15 protein-coding genes are annotated in these 15,781 nt (G+C 62.4%); 6 read left to right on the top strand and 9 right to left on the bottom strand.

What is annotated here, in order from left to right; all coding sequences use genetic code 11:
- The 6 genes from CO671_RS30985 to CO671_RS30960 form a co-directional block, all read right to left on the bottom strand.
- Nucleotides 1-792 (bottom strand): sugar ABC transporter permease (locus CO671_RS30985; protein ID WP_097608988.1); only part of this gene is annotated, 792 nt, incomplete at its 3' end.
- A 102-nt stretch (nucleotides 793-894) separates the two neighbouring features.
- Nucleotides 895-2,157 carry an ABC transporter substrate-binding protein gene (locus CO671_RS30980; RefSeq protein WP_097608987.1) on the bottom strand — a complete coding sequence of 421 codons (1,263 nt, stop codon included), beginning with the start codon at nucleotides 2,155-2,157 and terminating at the stop codon, nucleotides 895-897.
- Nucleotides 2,158-2,346: 189 nt separating this feature from the next.
- On the bottom strand, nucleotides 2,347-3,867 hold the full coding sequence (locus CO671_RS30975) for an aldehyde dehydrogenase family protein (protein ID WP_097608986.1): 1,521 nt from the start codon (nucleotides 3,865-3,867) through the stop codon (nucleotides 2,347-2,349).
- Entirely contained in the window at nucleotides 3,867-4,646 is a 780-nt protein-coding gene (locus CO671_RS30970; protein ID WP_097608985.1) for an enoyl-CoA hydratase/isomerase family protein, read from the bottom strand. Before CO671_RS30970 ends, CO671_RS30975 begins: the two co-directional genes overlap by 1 nt.
- Complete coding sequence (locus CO671_RS30965; RefSeq protein ID WP_170965077.1) at nucleotides 4,639-6,252, bottom strand: acyl CoA:acetate/3-ketoacid CoA transferase; 1,614 nt, start codon at nucleotides 6,250-6,252, stop codon at nucleotides 4,639-4,641. The genes CO671_RS30970 and CO671_RS30965 overlap by 8 nt, the downstream gene beginning before the upstream one ends.
- 5 nt (nucleotides 6,253-6,257) lie before the next feature.
- Entirely contained in the window at nucleotides 6,258-7,331 is a 1,074-nt protein-coding gene (locus CO671_RS30960; protein ID WP_010032892.1) for a LacI family DNA-binding transcriptional regulator, read from the bottom strand.
- A gap of 83 nt (nucleotides 7,332-7,414) precedes the next feature.
- Between CO671_RS30960 and CO671_RS30955 the strand changes: the two genes are divergently transcribed.
- The 3 genes from CO671_RS30955 (at nucleotide 7,415) to CO671_RS30945 (ending at nucleotide 10,041) form a co-directional block, all read left to right on the top strand.
- On the top strand, nucleotides 7,415-7,672 hold the full coding sequence (locus CO671_RS30955) for a hypothetical protein (protein WP_097608983.1): 258 nt from the start codon (nucleotides 7,415-7,417) through the stop codon (nucleotides 7,670-7,672).
- 102 nt (nucleotides 7,673-7,774) lie between these two features.
- On the top strand, nucleotides 7,775-9,325 hold the full coding sequence (locus tag CO671_RS30950) for a PAS-domain containing protein (RefSeq protein ID WP_097608990.1): 1,551 nt from the start codon (nucleotides 7,775-7,777) through the stop codon (nucleotides 9,323-9,325).
- 92 nt (nucleotides 9,326-9,417) lie between these two features.
- On the top strand, nucleotides 9,418-10,041 hold the full coding sequence (locus CO671_RS30945; protein WP_097608982.1) for a peroxidase: 624 nt from the start codon (nucleotides 9,418-9,420) through the stop codon (nucleotides 10,039-10,041).
- 12 nt (nucleotides 10,042-10,053) lie between these two features.
- Here the strand turns inward: CO671_RS30945 and CO671_RS30940 are convergent, their stop codons facing one another.
- Nucleotides 10,054-11,028 carry an alpha/beta hydrolase gene (locus CO671_RS30940; protein WP_170965076.1) on the bottom strand — a complete coding sequence of 325 codons (975 nt, stop codon included), beginning with the start codon at nucleotides 11,026-11,028 and terminating at the stop codon, nucleotides 10,054-10,056.
- A 369-nt stretch (nucleotides 11,029-11,397) separates the two neighbouring features.
- Between CO671_RS30940 and CO671_RS30935 the strand changes: the two genes are divergently transcribed.
- The gene (locus CO671_RS30935; RefSeq protein WP_097608980.1) at nucleotides 11,398-11,961 is read left to right on the top strand and encodes a nucleoside 2-deoxyribosyltransferase; all 564 of its coding nucleotides are present in this window, start codon (nucleotides 11,398-11,400) and stop codon (nucleotides 11,959-11,961) included.
- A gap of 13 nt (nucleotides 11,962-11,974) precedes the next feature.
- Here the strand turns inward: CO671_RS30935 and CO671_RS30930 are convergent, their stop codons facing one another.
- Nucleotides 11,975-12,862 carry a LysR family transcriptional regulator gene (locus tag CO671_RS30930; protein ID WP_097608979.1) on the bottom strand — a complete coding sequence of 296 codons (888 nt, stop codon included), beginning with the start codon at nucleotides 12,860-12,862 and terminating at the stop codon, nucleotides 11,975-11,977.
- A gap of 130 nt (nucleotides 12,863-12,992) precedes the next feature.
- Between CO671_RS30930 and CO671_RS30925 the strand changes: the two genes are divergently transcribed.
- Entirely contained in the window at nucleotides 12,993-13,844 is an 852-nt protein-coding gene (locus CO671_RS30925) for an oxidoreductase (RefSeq protein ID WP_097608978.1), read from the top strand.
- A gap of 217 nt (nucleotides 13,845-14,061) precedes the next feature.
- Here CO671_RS30925 and CO671_RS30920 read toward each other — a convergent pair whose 3' ends face one another.
- Nucleotides 14,062-15,000: an alpha/beta fold hydrolase gene (locus CO671_RS30920; RefSeq protein WP_097608977.1), complete on the bottom strand. Its 939-nt coding sequence runs from the start codon at nucleotides 14,998-15,000 to the stop codon at nucleotides 14,062-14,064.
- Between the two features lie 460 nt (nucleotides 15,001-15,460).
- Here CO671_RS30920 and CO671_RS30915 point away from each other — a divergent pair, with 460 nt between their 5' ends.
- Entirely contained in the window at nucleotides 15,461-15,772 is a 312-nt protein-coding gene (locus CO671_RS30915) for a DUF1883 domain-containing protein (RefSeq protein ID WP_097608976.1), read from the top strand.
- Nucleotides 15,773-15,781 lie beyond the last annotated feature (9 nt).

Raw genomic sequence — 15,781 nt, 5'->3', positions numbered from 1 at the left:
CCCGCCCGAGGTCAGCGCCACCACCAGGTCGTAGGACTTGATCGCCATATGGGCGAGCACGATGAAGGCAGAGAGGAAGATCGGCCGCAGCAGCGGAATGACGATGCGGCGGTAGAGCTGCAAGGGCGAAGCGCCGTCGATCTGCGCCGCCTTCATGATCTCGCCGTCGATACCGCGAAGGCCTGCCAGGAACATCGCCATGACGAAGCCGGAGGCCTGCCAGACACCGGCGATGACGACGGTATAGATGACGAAGTCCTTGTTCTTGATCCAGTCGAAGTGGAAGCTCGTCCAGCCGAAGTGGTGCAGCGTCTGCTCCAGCCCGAGGCCGGGATCGAGGAACCATTTCCAGGCCACCCCGGTGACGATGAAGGAGAGCGCCATCGGATAGAGGAAGATCGGCCGCAACAGCCCCTCGCCGCGGATCTTCTGGTCGAGCAGGATGGCAAGCAGCAGGCCGAGTGCTAAACAGATGCCGACATAGAGGAAGCCGAAGATCGCCATGTTGGTGATCGAGGTATACCAGGAAGATGGTGGATCGCTCTCGAAGGTCCAGCGCCACAGCCGCTGATAGGCGCGTGGCCCGGTCAGCGCATAAGACGGGAAGGTCTTGGAATTGGTGAACGACAGATAGGCCGTCCAGACGATGAAGCCGTAGACGAAGACCAGGGTGATGACGAAGCTCGGCGCCAGCACGATCTTCGGCAGCGCATCCTGCAGCCGGCCGCGCAACGAGATCGGCGTCGCTTGCCGGGGTGTGAGAACCGGATCGGTGGTGGCAACTGTGCTCATGGATATCATCTCCCTTCCCGCAGGATCGCTCGGCATTTATCGCTGCGGAGCCTGAAGCTTCCCCGCGAGATCACGCGGGGAAGCATTGGTCGTCGACCGCTCTCAGCGGGCATCGTCGATCGCCTGGACCAGCTGGGTGACGGCTTCGTCGGAGCTCTTGATCTGGCCGTGGACGAACTTCGAGACGACGTCCTTATAGGCATTGGCGATCGCCGGCGGCGCGCCGTAACCCTGGGCGAGCGAACCGAACAGCGTGCCGCCCTCATTGGCCGCCTTCAGGTCGGCGATGCCCTTCTTGCCGCAGGCGTCGAAGTCGGTGTCGGGAACGTCGGTACGAGCAGGCACCGAACCCTTGACGACGTTGAAGGCCGACTGGAAGCTCTTCGACAGCGTCGCCGTTGCCAGCGCCACCTGCGCCGCCTTGCGGTCGTCGGGGACGTTGAACATGCCGAACATGTCGGAGTTGTAGATCACGCTGCCATCGGTGCCGGGGAAGCGGTAGCACAGGAAGTCCTTGTCGGGGGTCTTCTTGGCGGCGACGAATTCGCCCTTGGCCCAGTCGCCCATCACCTGCACCAGCGCATCACCCTTGATGACCATGGCGGTCGCCAGGTTCCAGTCGCGGCCGGAGAAGTTCGGATCGACGTATTTGACGATCTTCGCCAGGTTGTCGAAGGACGTCTTCATCGTGTCCGACTTCAGCGACGCCTCGTCGAGGTCGTTGAAGGCCTTCTTGTAGAATTCCGGGCCGCCGGTCGACAGCACGATGGAATCGAACATCGTCGCTTCCTGCCAGTTCTGGCCGCCGAGCGCGAGCGGAATGACGCCGGCCGCTTTGGCCTTGTCGAGCAGCGCGATCAGGTCGTCGAAGCTCTTCGGCTGAGTGCCGCCGATCTTGTCCATCACCGCCTTGTTGATCCACAGCCAGTTGACCGAGTGGACGTTGACGGGGGCTGCGACCCATTTGCCGTCATAGACGGAGAACTTCTGCAGCGCCGCCGGCACCGACTTGTCCCAGCCTTCCTTCTTGGCCGTCTCGGTCAGGTCGCCCATCACGCCGGCCTCGGCATAATCGAGCACGGTATAACCGAGCATCTGCGAGGCGGTCGGATAGGTGCCGGCCGCCACCATCGCCTTCAGCGCCGTCATCGCCGCATCACCGCCGCCGCCGGCTACCGGAACGTCCTTCCAGGCAAAGCCTTCCTTCGACAGATCCTCCTTCAAGACGTTCAAAGCCGCTGCCTCGCCGCCCGACGTCCACCAGTGCAGCATTTGCACTTCTTTTACGTCGGCGGCGCGGGCCGCGACATGCGTGCCGGCCAGGGCCAATGCGATCACGGCAGTCGTGGTCAAAAACCTATTCATCGAAGAACCTCCCAGTTCCCTCTTTGGAAGATGCGGGACCATTCCCGCATCGATCACCCGCCCTCCCCGGGCGTAGTTCCTTGCCGCTTACAGCGCCGCGCGCCTTTCAGGCGCGCAAAGGACGCTGTAACACTTTGAATCGACGCATCGTGCTTTCCGAAAATCGATTCCGATTTTCGGGCCGATGCGTCAGGCCAGCTTTTCCGTCTGCGGCATCCACCAGCCGGTGCGTTTGCCGATATGCATGTTGAGCGTCTTGGTCTCGGTATAGTCTTCGACCGCATGGCGGCCGAGTTCGCGGCCGAGACCGCTCTGCTTGTAGCCGCCGAAGGGCAGCTCCGAGGCGCCGTCCATGAAGGTGTTCATCCACACCGTGCCCGCCCTCACCGACCGGCCGATCGTCAGGCAAGTGTCGAAATCGCGGCTCCAGACACCGGCCGACAGGCCGTAATCGATGGAATTCGCGATCCTGATCGCTTCGGCTGTTGTTTCGAACGTCAGAACCGACAGAACAGGACCGAAGACTTCCTCACGGGCCACGGCCATATCAGGCGTGACGGCCTCGAGGATCGTCGGCGACATGAACTGCCCCATGCCGAGGTCGAGCGTCTCGCCGCCATGGGCGACGCGGGCGCCGCTGCTCCTGGCGCCGGCGACATAGCCTGAGATCTTCTCCAGATGCTGCGGCGTGATGATCGCGCCGACCTGCGTCGAGGGATCGAGGGGATCGCCGACCTTCACCCCCTTCGACAGCTCGGCGACACGCCTGACGACGTCTGAGGCGATCGACTTGTGAAGGATCAGCCGCGAGCCTGCGTTGCAGCACTCGCCAGCATTGAAATAGGCGCCGAAGACCGCGGCATCGATGAAGGCATCGAGGTCGGCATCGGGGAAAACGATTTGCGGGTTCTTGCCGCCGAGTTCCAGCGAGACTTTCTTCAGCGTCTGCGCCGCATTCGTCATCGTCAGTTTTCCGACACCGGTCGAGCCGGTGAAGGAAACCATGTCGACATCAGGGTGGGAGGTCATAATCGCGCCGACTTCAGGTCCCGTGCCGGTGACAATGTTGACGACGCCATCGGGAACGCCCGCTTGCTGCAGGATCTCTCCGAGCACGAGCGTCGATCCGGATGTCAGCTCCGAGGGCTTGACGACGGCCGTGCAGCCTGCGGCGAGCGCGAAGGGTAGCTTCTGGCCGACGATCAGGAACGGAAAGTTCCACGGCGTGATGATCGAGACAACGCCGATCGCCTCGCGCAGGACGACGCCGAGCGTGCCGTCGCCGAGCGTGTTGTAGCTTTCACCATGGAGATCGCGTGCGAGAGCCGCCGCATAACGCCAGATGTCGACCGAGCCGGCAATTTCTCCCCGTACCTGGGTGATCGGCTTGCCCGCCTCGATGGCGTCGAGAAATGCCAGTTCCTCAGCCCGTGCGGCGATCAGATCGGCCGCCTTGAGCAGGATGGCGGAGCGTTCGGACGCGGTCATGCGCGGCCACGGTCCTTGGTCGAAGGCTTTTCGTGCCGCAGCGATGGCGCGCTCGGCGTCGCTCCTGCTGCCGGCTGGGAAGCGACTGACCACGACACCATGGCTCGGCGCGACGCGCTCGATCGGATCGGAGGCGCCCGCCTCCCATTTGCCGTCGATCAGCATTTTGAAATCGCGCGCCTTGTGGTCGCTGAGCGCCGTGGGGTTGACGAGGACCGTCATTACCATTCTCCCTTGAACGTTGCCGGGCGCTTCTCGCTGAATGATGCGACGCCCTCCTTCAGATCGCCGGTCTTGGCGGCGAGGATCGAGCCCAGGGCTTCGACCGCGGTTCCGTTGTCTTCGCCGTTCGCCGATGCGATCATCAATTTGGCGATCTCGAGGGCCGCCGGTCCCCTCGCGGCAATCCGCCCGGCATATTGCCTGGCGGCGGCGACCGAGTTTCCGGTCGGAACGACCGCGTCGACGATGCCCAGCACGCGGGCTTCCTCGGCGGTGAAGATCTCGCCGCCGAGCGCCATGCGACGGACGGCCTGCGCGCCAAACCGGCGCACGAGACGCTGTGTGCCGGACCAGCCCGGCACCATTCCGAGGCCGGTTTCCGGCAGGCCGATCTTGATGTGCTCCTCGGCGAGGCGAATGTCGGCAACGCCGGCCAATTCGAGCCCGCCCCCGAGGGCGTGGCCGTTCAGCGCCGCGACCAGCGGCACCCGGAGCGTCGCCAGTCTTTCAAAGATACGGTGACCGTGCCTTACCCAGGCATGGCCGAACTCCTGCGGCAGCATTCCGCCCCAGGCTTTGATATCGCCTCCGGCGGAAAAGCCCTTTCCTTCCCCCGTCAGAACGGCAGCGCGCACATCCGGGTTCGCCTCCACCGCATCCGCCGCCTCGGCCAGCGCTTTCAGCATATCGAGATCGAGCGCGTTCAGCTTCTCCGGACGAGAAATCGTCAAGGTCGCGACATGTCCGTCGATATCGATCCTGACTGTTCCGCTAGCCATGGAAGGTGCCCTCCAGTGTCCGTGCCCGTTTGGCAGGAAGCGACAAGCCGATGCCTGCCTCGCGGAAGAGTGCCGCATCCATGACCTTCAGGTCGGGCGCGACGATCAGCGGAAATTCGGACTGATCGAGGATCTCAGACTGAAGGTCGACGCCGGGGGCGATCTCGGTGAGGACGATGCCTTCAGGCGTCAGCTTCATCACGCACCGCTCGGTGACATAGATGATATCCTGCCCCTGCTCGATCGCCCGCCTGCCGCTGAAAGTGACGTGTTCGACCTCGTTAACCAGCTTCTTCAGCTTGCCCTCCCTCTCGATGACGAGAGCCCCATCGGCGATCGACAGCTTCGCGCCAGCGTTGAACATGCCGGAGAAGACGATCTTCTTCGCCCGCGCGGTGATGTCGACGAAGCCGCCGGCGCCGGCCGTCACATGCGGCCGGAAGGAAAGCTTGGAGACGTTGACCGACCCGTCCTTGCCGATCTCGAGGAAGGAGAGCAGCGACGCATCGAAGCCAGCGCCCTGAAAGTAAGTGAACTGATAAGGGGACGGCATGTAGGCGTCCGCATTGGACGCGCAGCCGAAGGCGAAATCGAGCAGCGGCACCCCGCCGACCGCGCCCTGTTCGATGACCCAGGTGACGGCGCCGTGGAGCCCCTCCTCCAGCAGAATGCGCGGCACGTTGGCCGAAATTCCGAAGCCGAGATTGACGCAGCTTCCGGCCTGCAGCTCCTGCGCAACGCGGCGCGCGATGACCTTCTGAACATTGAATTCCGGAACGCTGAAGCTATCGAGCGGGCGGAAGATCTCACCTGAGATCGCCGGATCGTACAACGTCTGCGTCGTCTGCTTCTGATCGGGATCGACGACGATATAGTCGACCAGCATTCCCGGCACCCGGACGTCATGCGGTTTCAACGAGCCTTCCTTGGTGATCCGCTTGACCTGGGCGATGACGATGCCGCCGTTGTTGCGGGCGGCAAGCGCCTGATCGAGGCCGCCGAGATAGGCGCCTTCATGTTCATATGTCAGGTTGCCGCGCTCATCGGCGGTAGTGGCGCGGATGATGGCGACCTGAGGGACGATCGAGGGGAAGAACAGCCAGTCGTCACCCTCGAAGCTGACGCGCTTGACCACCTGCTGCTCCGAAGCCAGCTCGTTCATCGCGCAGCCCTGCCGCCGGGGGTCGACGAACGTGTCGACGCCGATCTTAGTCAGCACGCCCGGCCGCTTGGCTGCGGCTTCGCGATGGATGTCGAACAGGATGCCGGAGGGAATGTTGTAGGCCGGGATCTCGTTGTTGGTGATCATCTGCCAGATCAGCGGCGGCTCGGACGATGACGGCCCGGATGGATAGGAGCCGCCGATGATGCGCTTGAGCAGGCCTTTCCTGGCGATGTAATCGACGCCCTTGATGCCGCTCATGTCGCCGGCGGCGATCGGATGAAGGGTCGTGATGCCTTGGGGATGGCCGGTCGTCTCGAAACGCTCGCCGATCGCCTTCAGCATGAGGTCCGGGCAACCGAGACCGCTCGAAGACGATACCGTGACGACGGCGCCGTCCGGGATGAGCGCGGCCGCTTCGGCTGGGGTGAGATGCTTCTTCATGGGCATTACTCAGCGTCCTGTTTCGATTTTACGCTCTTGCCGGCCCTTGCCGGCGCGGCCTTGCCGGCGCCGCAGCTCTCGCGAACGACCAGCCGGACAGCTGTCGTCACTGTCTCGGCCTCGGCCTTGCCGGCATTGATCTGCTTGAGCAGCATCTGCGCGCCGCGGCGTCCGATGCCCTGCGGATCGACCGAGACCGTCGTCAACGCCGGAACCGCCGCCTGGGCCTCGATGACGTCGTCGAAACCGACGACGGCGAAGTCGGCGCCGGGCTCCAGACGGCGCGCGCGCAATCCATCGCAAACACCGAAGGCCACGGCATCGTTGAAGCAGACGGCTGCGGTCGGCCGACGACCGAGCGCGATCGCCTTTCCGATCGCCTCCACCCCGCCGGCCCGCGACGGCGCCGACGAGATGACGAGTTCTTCGTGATAATCGAGCCCGGCCGCTTCCATGCCATTTCGGTAACCGGCAAGCCTATCGTCGAAGACGGCGGTGTCGGGAAAACCGCCGAGAAAGGCGATGCGCTTGTGACCAAGCCCGGCCAGATGCTTGACCGCAGAGACCATGCCGGCCCGGTTGTCGGAGACGATGGACGAGACTTTGGCGCCGGGCAGGTTTCGAACGACGACCACGACAGGGATTCCGGCCGCAACGAGTGGCTTGAAGTCGGCGGCATCGGTGGCGCGGGCCGGCGAGACGATGAGGCCGGAAATGCCGTGCTCACGCATCGATGCGACAACCTCACGCTGCCTGTCGATGCTCTCGCCGGTGTTCGACAGGAACTGGACGAAGCCGGCCGACTGGACGACCATATCGACGCCGACCGCCAGCTCCGCAAAGAAGCTGTTCGTCAGGTCGTTCACAACAACTCCGATGATCCGCGATTTGGCACCGGCCTGGCGAAGATTGGCTGCGCCGCGATTATAGACGTAGCCGAGATCCCGCATCACGGCATTGACCTTGGCGCGCGTCGCCTCGTTGACCAGGGAGGAACCCTGCAGCACCAACGAAACCGTCGACTTGGAGACGCCTGCGGCCTTCGCGATGTCAATGACGGTTACCCGCGCCTTTGTCATTTCCCTCTCCGACCATGACGTCGACTGATAGGATCAGTATTTGGAACGTTCCAATTCTGTCAAGAAAAATTTAGAGATCCGTTATGAATTTATTTGTTTTCATCAGGAATTCGGCTTTCTTCGCCATCGACATCTCAACTCGTAAATTGGAACGATCTAAATTCCAGTCACGATTGACCGGCGCCTGTGGATCTCCCCGGCCGGCAAGGTCGTGGAAAATTCGGGGCTCGTCCCCTTGCCCTGCTTATCAAGAGACCGGCGAGCCGATGCCGAGCGACGTCAATGAGGTGGGAGAGGACAGCCTTGATCTTCTTGCGGAACAACTGGCCAAACTCGGCTGAGTTTCCATCGAGGAGCTCCCATCGACGGACATTAGCGAAACTTTATTGTTTCTGACGAATGCTACGGATACGCGCAACGCGCCAGATCTGAAGCAGGGCCGGATGATGCCGCATTCGTTCGAATCCATTCTGGAAAACCTGCCGCAGGGCATCGTTCTGCTTGATTCAGCCAATACGGTCACGGCCTTCAATTCCCGCGCGCTGGAAATTCTCGGCCTTCCGGAGGGCGCCCTCCTGAAGGGAATGGATATCGAAGGATTGCCGGGCACCTTGGACTGCCATGCAGCGGCATGTTCGCGTTCGCCGACCGGCAAGCCGCGCGCCTCGCAGTTTGCGTTGCCCGACGGACGGATGATCTCGCTGACTTGCGCGCCCTCGAGAGAGGGAAGCTGGATCCTGAGCTACGAAGACATCTCGACGCTCATTCGCGTCGAAGACAGCCTGGCCGAGCAACATCACCGGTTCGACGCAGCCCTCAGCAACATGCCGCATGGGCTGTGCATGTTCGATTCGACGAAGAAGCTGATATTGTGCAACGCGTCCTACGCGCGGATGTACAATCTGCCCGATCGGCTGACACAACCGGGAACGCCGCTCGCAGATATCCTGGCCTATCGGGCCCAGGAGGGAAACGGTCCGGCCGACACCGCCACCTATTTCGACGTCGTCTTCGAAGCGACGGCACTCGGTGCTCCGGCCAGCCAGAACATCGCGCTCACCGACGGCCGCATCGTCAAAATCACCCACAATCCGATGCAGAACGGTGGATATGTGGCGACCCATGAGGACGTCACCAAGACCGTGCGGCTCGCCGAAGAGCTGCGCCGCCACCACGATCAGCTCGAAGTTACGGTGCGGAACCGCACAGCTGAGGTCGAGCGGCAGGCGCGTGAGCTGGAGCGGATGCTCGCGCAGGAACGAAACATCAACGAATTGCAGCGGCAGTTCGTGGCGATGGCCTCGCATGAGTTCCGCACCCCGCTCGCAATCATTGACGCTGCCGCCCAGCGGCTGCTGCGAAAAGGAGGCGCGGTCGAGCCCGGTTTCCTCAGCGAGAAGGTCGATCAGATCCGCGCATCGGTACACCGGATCGTCGATCTCATGGAGAGTATCCTGTCAGCCGGACGCCTCGATACCGGCACGATCGACATCAGTTACGGCGCCTGCGCGCTCAGATCATTGATCCGAAGCTGCTGCGAGCGGCAGTCGTCGATCTCGAAGACGCACAGCTTCGTGCTTGACGTAGACGGGCTGCCTGAGTTCATCGATGCCGATCCCCGCAGCTTGACCCAGGTCTTCACCAATCTGCTCTCCAATGCCGTCAAATACGCGCCCGGAACGTCCGAAATTCGCATTGCGGCATGGGAGGAGACCGGCAACGTCAAGGTTTCGGTCAGCGACGACGGGGTGGGGATCGATGCCGAAGACGTTCCCCGGCTGTTCCAGCGCTATTTCCGCGCCCGCACTTCGACCGGGATTGCCGGAACCGGTATCGGCCTCAACCTGGTGAAGCAGATCGTCGAGCTGCATCAGGGCTCGATAGAGGTGCAAAGCGCAAGAGGCTGTGGATCGACGTTCACCGTTACCCTTCCGATCAAGAGACATGGCGACGTTCCGGCGAACAATGATTGCGCGATCACTCAGGCCTCCTAAGCAGGGCTGACGGCTCGCGCTCGAACTGACGGCGCAGGATTGCTGTCCGGCATATCTACCCTATCCTTCTCGCAATAGAGGAGGACCATGCCATGGCTTTCATTCACACCCCCCATGCATCCGCCAGCGAGAAGACGACGTCGATGTATGCGTCGGCCGAGGCGAATTATGGTTATCTGCCGAACATGTATCGTGCCTTCGGCCACAGGCCGGAGGTGATGGAGTGCTGGGCGGCGCTGCTTGCGAGCATTCGCAACCATATGAGCCTCAGGCGCTATGAACTGGTGACGCTGGCGGCGGCCAAGGAGCTGAAATCCTCTTATTGCATGCTGGCGCACGGTTCGGTGCTGCTGCGCGAGGGGTTTACCAGCGACGGGCTGACGGCTGTCGTCAACGAGACGGAGAAGGCGCCGATCGATGCCGGCGAACGGGCGATCATGGCCTTCGCCGCCAAGGTGGCGCGCGACGCGACGTCGGTGACGCAGCAGGATATAGACGGGCTGAAGAAACACGGGCTGAGCGATGCCGAGGTCTTCGACGTCACGGCCGCGGCGGCGGCCCGGTGCTTCTTCTCGAAAATGCTGGATGCACTCGGTGCCGCACCCGACCACGCCTATATGGAACGGCTGGAGCCGAATGTGCGAAAGGCGCTCAGCGTCGGCCGGGAGGTCGAGAGGCCTCTTGCGCCTTCTCCATCGCGCGGCACATCGCAATGAGGGCGTAGGCGCCTACTCCTGCGGCTTGTCGGCAAAATGCCGGATCGCAAACTCGGCGATATTCTGGCTCGCCCGATCGGCATCGTCGAGCAGCGAAGGAAACAACTGCCACTGATGCGGCATGCCCGGCCAGACCTCGGTGGTGACGTCGACGCCCGCCTGGCGCGCCTTGTCGGCGAGCCGCAGCGTATCATCAAGCAGGACTTCGCCGGAACCGACCTGCAGCAGCAGCGGCGGAAAGCCCGTCAGGTCGGCATAAAGCGGCGATGCCTGGGGATCGGTCGGAGACTTTCGGCCGAGATAGGCCTTGCGCAAAGTCTCGATCCAGTCTTTGCCGACCAGCGGATCGCTTTCGGCATTCGATGTCATCGATCCGCCCGTCGCGGCAAGATCGGTGATGGGGCTGAGCGCAATGACGGCCGCCGGCAGCGCCTTTCCGACCTGCATCTGCCGCAGCACGGTCTCGATCGCGATGTTGCCGCCGGCGCCGTCTCCCGCCAAGACGATGTTGTCGTTGCGATAGCCATTGTCGAGAAGCCAGCGATAGGCCGTCAGCGCGTCGTTGATCTGCGCGGGATAGGTATATTCGGGCGTCAGCCGATAATCGATGAGAAGAACATCGCTGGACGCGGCCTTGGCGAGCGAGCCGGCAAGCAGGCTGTGCGTGCGGATGGAGCCGCTGGAGAAGCCGCCGCCATGAATATAGAGGATCACCCTTTCACCGATCGGGTGATGAAGGCGGGCGGGCCACATCAGTTCCGCATCGATGCCGTCGGCATCGACCTGCCGAAGCTGGATGCGGGTCGGCCCCGGCGTCGTCTCCATCAGCGACTTGAAGGCGGTGCGGCGCTGCTGCAGGCTATCGGCGCCGGCAAAGTGATCCTTCCAGAGGCCGACGAGTTTTTCGACCTGCTCGCGCGAGGCCTGGCTTTGCGGCCCGACGTCCTGCCCGAACGCTGCCGAAGCCGATAGCATCAGCGCGGCCAAAGCGGGAAACAGATATTTGAGCCGCTTTGGCGTTCTTCGATTTGGCACAATCCGACCCTTCATCAACCTCTCCCGATGATGCTGGTGATGGCGGTATCTTTGGCCGCTTCGTCCAGCGGAGTCAAAAGGGGGACAAACGCAACCTTCGGCTTTTTCACGCCGCCGATGACCAGCCTGAGTCCGCCCGCACCAGGCCGATACAGCGCGCGCGGCGAGAGCCGCGGTGGCCCACCCCGTGCGGGCGCATCGGGCTATCGTGTCAAAAAAATCGACAATCCCTGCCGGCACGGCTTGCCATGCGACAGGCTTCCGTCAGAAATGAGTTCCCCAGCCCCGGCGCTTCGGCTCGCGCTGGAATGAAGGATACCGATGACCACGATTTATCTTGCCGGCCCGGAAGTCTTTCTTCCCGATGCCATGCCCGTCATGGCCGAAAAACGCCGATTGGCGCGCCAGTTCGGTTTCGAACCGACCGGTCCCGGCAGCGACGAAAACCAGACGCCGGTGAAGCGGACGGCCGCAGAGATCTACGCGCGCAACGACGACGCCATGCGCCGGGCCGATATCTGCCTTGCCAACATCACGCCGTTTCGGGGCGTCAGCGCCGACCCGGGCACGGTCTACGAAATCGGTTTCATGATCGCGCTCGGAAAATCGGTGTTCGCCTATACCAACCACCCCGACGACTATGGCCTGCGCGTTCGTTCGATCTGGTATGCGGGGCTGGAGATCGATGTCGCGAGCGGACGCCCGCGCGGACCGGATGGCATCGCGATCGAAAATCACGGCATGGCCGATAACCTGATGATCGACGGGGGCATCGAGGCGACGGGAGGCAAGGTATTCCGTGCGGCAGAGCTGCCGGAGGACCCTGCCCGCGACCTGACGATTTATTTTGAGGCGCTTCAGACGATCGCCAGCATGCGCGGATAGGAATTGAGCGTCTTTACTCCGCCCTGATCGCGTCGATGACCGCCCTGAAACCCGCCGACATGTGGCGGCGGCTCGGATAGTAGAGATAGAGCGGTTCCTCCGGCTGGCACCAGTCGTCAAGCACCTGGATCAGCTCGCCGCCGGCAACGGCTTTTTCGACACGGGGCTCCCAGATATAGGCAAGACCTACGCCGCCGAGCGCTGCCTGCATCATCAGTTCGTGATCGTCGAGCGACAGCGGTCCGGTCGGCTGAAAGCTCACCGTCTGGCCGTCCTTCTCGAATTCCCAGGCATAACGCGCACCTGATGGAAACATGTTCTGGATGCAGAGATGGCCCTTGAGTTCGTGGGGCGTCGCCGGTTTCGGCCGGCTCTCGAAATAGGCGGGCGAACCGACCACGACCAAGCGGATCCGGGGCTTGATGCGTAGCGCGATCATGCCCTCGGTGACGCGCTCGCCGAAACGGATGCCTGCATCGAAACCCTCCTCGACGATATCGACCAGCCTGTCGGTCGCGTTGATCTCCAGCTGCAAATTCGGATTGCGCTGGAGCAACGGGGCAATGATGCGGCCGATGACGAAGGGACCGATCGAATTCGGCACGTTGATCCTCACCTTGCCGAAGGGCGTGTCGCGGTAACGGTTCAGCGCATCGAGCGCCGCCGCCATTTCCCCGAAGGCCGGATCGAGATGGGAGATCAGGAGTTCGCCGGCTTCGGTCAACGACACGCTGCGTGTCGTGCGGTTGAGCAGACGGATGCCGATCCGGTCCTCGAGATTGAGCACGGCATGGCTGACGGCAGAGGCAGTGACGCCCCGCTCCTCCCCCGCCTTGCGGAAGCTCTTGTGCCGCGCCACCGCCGCGAAGGCCGCAAGTTCGGAGAGTTCGGTCGCGCGCATTGCTGAATTTCAATCATCATAGTTTGGAGAATAACAAATCTTATACATCAGCAGATTTTCGGTCAAATTCATCCCGTCAGCACAGAGATGCTGGCGCCCATACAGTCGAACAATCCAAGAGGAATTCGTCATGAAAATCTGGTTCATCACCGGTGCATCCCGCGGCTTCGGCGCGCTGATGACCAAGGAAGCGCTGGCAGCCGGCGATGGCGTCATCGCCACCGCCCGCAATCCAAAGACAGTGACCGAGCAGTTCGGCGATCATCCGAACCTCATTGCCGTCGCCCTCGACGTTACCAATGAGGCGCAGGCGAAAGAGGCTGCGGCTGCCGGCATCGCCCGCTTCGGCCGCATCGATGTTCTCGCCAACAATGCCGGCTACGGGCTGCTCGGCGCTGTCGAGGAGGCCACGGCCGAAGAGATCGAAAGGCTTTATGCCACGAACGTCTTTGGTCTCCTGAAGGTGACACGCGCCGTACTGCCCTATATGCGCCGCCAGCGCTCCGGCCATGTCCTGAACTTCTCCTCGATCGGCGGTTATTTCGGCTATCCCGGCTGGGGTGTCTACGGCTCGACGAAATTCGCCGTCGAGGGGCTGTCGGAATCGATGGCCGCCGAACTCGAACCCTTCGGCATCAAAGTGACGATCATCGAGCCCGGCTTCTTCCGCACGGACTTTCTGTCCGACACGTCGCTGGCGGTGAGCCCGGCTTCGATCGCCGACTACGAAGGCACGCCGGCCGGCAACATGCGCAATTTCGCCGCCGACGCCAACCATGCCCAGCCCGGCAACCCCGCCAGGCTCGCCGCCGGCATCATGACGATGGTCAATTCGCCTAACCCGCCGCTACGCATGCCGTTCGGCAGCGACAAGGTGGCGATGATCGAAGCGCAGCATGCCAGCGTCGAAAAAGAACTTGCTGCCTGGCGCGAACTCGCCCTCTCCACGGATTTTGCAAGCGAAACGACGGCTGTGGCCTGAAGAGGCAAAACCGATGCCGCCGATGCATCCACATTTCCGGATGCGGCGGCGGCACATCTTGACGCAGGAAGGACGCCTTGCGGCAAATTGGCATTCGCCTCTCGCCGCGTGCCGACGCCGATCTCGGAAACGATCCTGTGGTAACGCAGTTGGAGCGGGAAAACCGGCGCGACAGCTGATGGCAAGGAAAAGGCGGCCAGGGCCTGGCCGCCCTCCATTACTTTCCGACTTGCTCGGCCCAGTTCGGCGCCTTGCCGCCGCCGTCGAGGAAGGTCATCGCCACGGTCGCCACGAGGGGCGAGGCGAAGGTCTCGTAGTGGGTGAGATCGGGCAGGATCGCCAGCCGGTTCTTCGACATGTTCTCCCGCGTCCAGCCCGCGTCGCGCAGACCGCCGCCGAGCTTGTGATAGAAGTCGATCATGTGCTCTGGGCGGATCATGTCGGCATCGCCGTAGATCAGCATGACAGGCATCGTGAGCTTGGCAACAGCATCGCTATAATCGATGGGTTTGCGCATCAGCGCCCCCATGGCGTCGAGCAGCTTGGGAAATTCGGAAACGTCGGGCGCCACCGCCTTGTAGGAGAGGAACATCGGCGTGTCCTTCATCATCTCGGCCATACCGGCGCCGACGGCCGCCTGCTGCGGCAACATCTCCGGGAAGAAGCCGTTCTGAGCATAGGGCGCCGAGAGGATCACCAGCCGGCGGACGCGATCGGGCGCATTCGCTGCCATATTCAGCGCCACCCCGCCACCGAACGAATAGCCGAAGACGTCGACCTTGTCGTAGCCGAGCTGCTTTACCAGGATCGCGAGATCGGCGCCGATATCCGGAAGCTCGATCGGCCGATTGCCGAGCGGCGTGCGGCCATGGCCCTGGAGATCGACGGCGATCACCTGCCGGTGATCGGTGAAAACAGGCATGACAGGCGTGAACATCTCGATCTGCCCGAGGCCGCCGTGCAGCAGCAGCAGCGGTTCGCCCTCGCCGCGGATCTCATAATAATAATCGATGCCGTTGACCGGCACGCTTCCCTTCCTGATGATCGGTGCTGCTGCCTTGTCTTCGATAGAAGGCGCGCCGGCGCCTGCCATATCGGGCGCGGCCAGGAAAGCGGCCGCGGTTGCGATCATCGATATCAGCCTCATCTTCGACATGTTCCTTGCTCCATGTTTGCATCGATACCGCAAGGACGGCAGTGGCGATCATTTTCCGACACTCTGTTTCGAAATTTCTGCCAACCGCCTTTATGCCATTTCTATATTTTCGCCCCTCGCCCCGAATGGATTTCCTATCGCGGCCGGCAGTAGACTCTCGCCATCACTACAAAGGTCAATTGCCATGCGAAATATCTCCGCCTTCCACCCTCTCCGCCCACGCAGGATCAGGCGCGGCGGCCGGCAGATGCGTGAAAAGCGCACCGCCTGGGTGTTGATCGTCTTCAGCGTTCTGCTCGCCTGCGTCGAAGTTTACATCGTCTACGCCGCGCTCTGAGCCTTTCCACGCGCGGTTCCGCGCCGGCAAAACGCAGACTGGCCGAACGGCCGATTTCCAACTTTTCTTTAACCGGCTTGCTGGTAAAATCTCGGCGCAGAGACTTCAGACAGCACGAGACCGATGCCGAAACCGAATTTCCGCTTCACCCATTACGATCTTAAAGAACAACGCGCCGGAACGATCGTCGAGGTGTCGTTGAATGCGGTGAACAATGTGCGGCTGATGACGGCGCCGAACTTCCAGCGTTTTACCGAGGTTCTCGATTTCAAATATATCGGCGGCGTGGCGCGCAAATCGCCGGTCAAGCTCGCCGTTCCGGAAAGCGGTCACTGGCATGTCGTCGTCGACATGGAAGGTCATCACGGGCTGGCGGAATCCACCGTCAAGGTGATCGCCGCGCCAGCCAATCAGAAGACGCCGCGGCCCTCCTGACGTTCAGAC

This window comes from Rhizobium sp. M10 (assembly GCF_002531955.1).
GTDB lineage: Bacteria > Pseudomonadota > Alphaproteobacteria > Rhizobiales > Rhizobiaceae > Rhizobium > Rhizobium etli_C.
The sequence above is the reverse complement of the archived record's forward strand: the minus strand, read 5'-3'. Positions and strand labels throughout refer to the sequence as shown.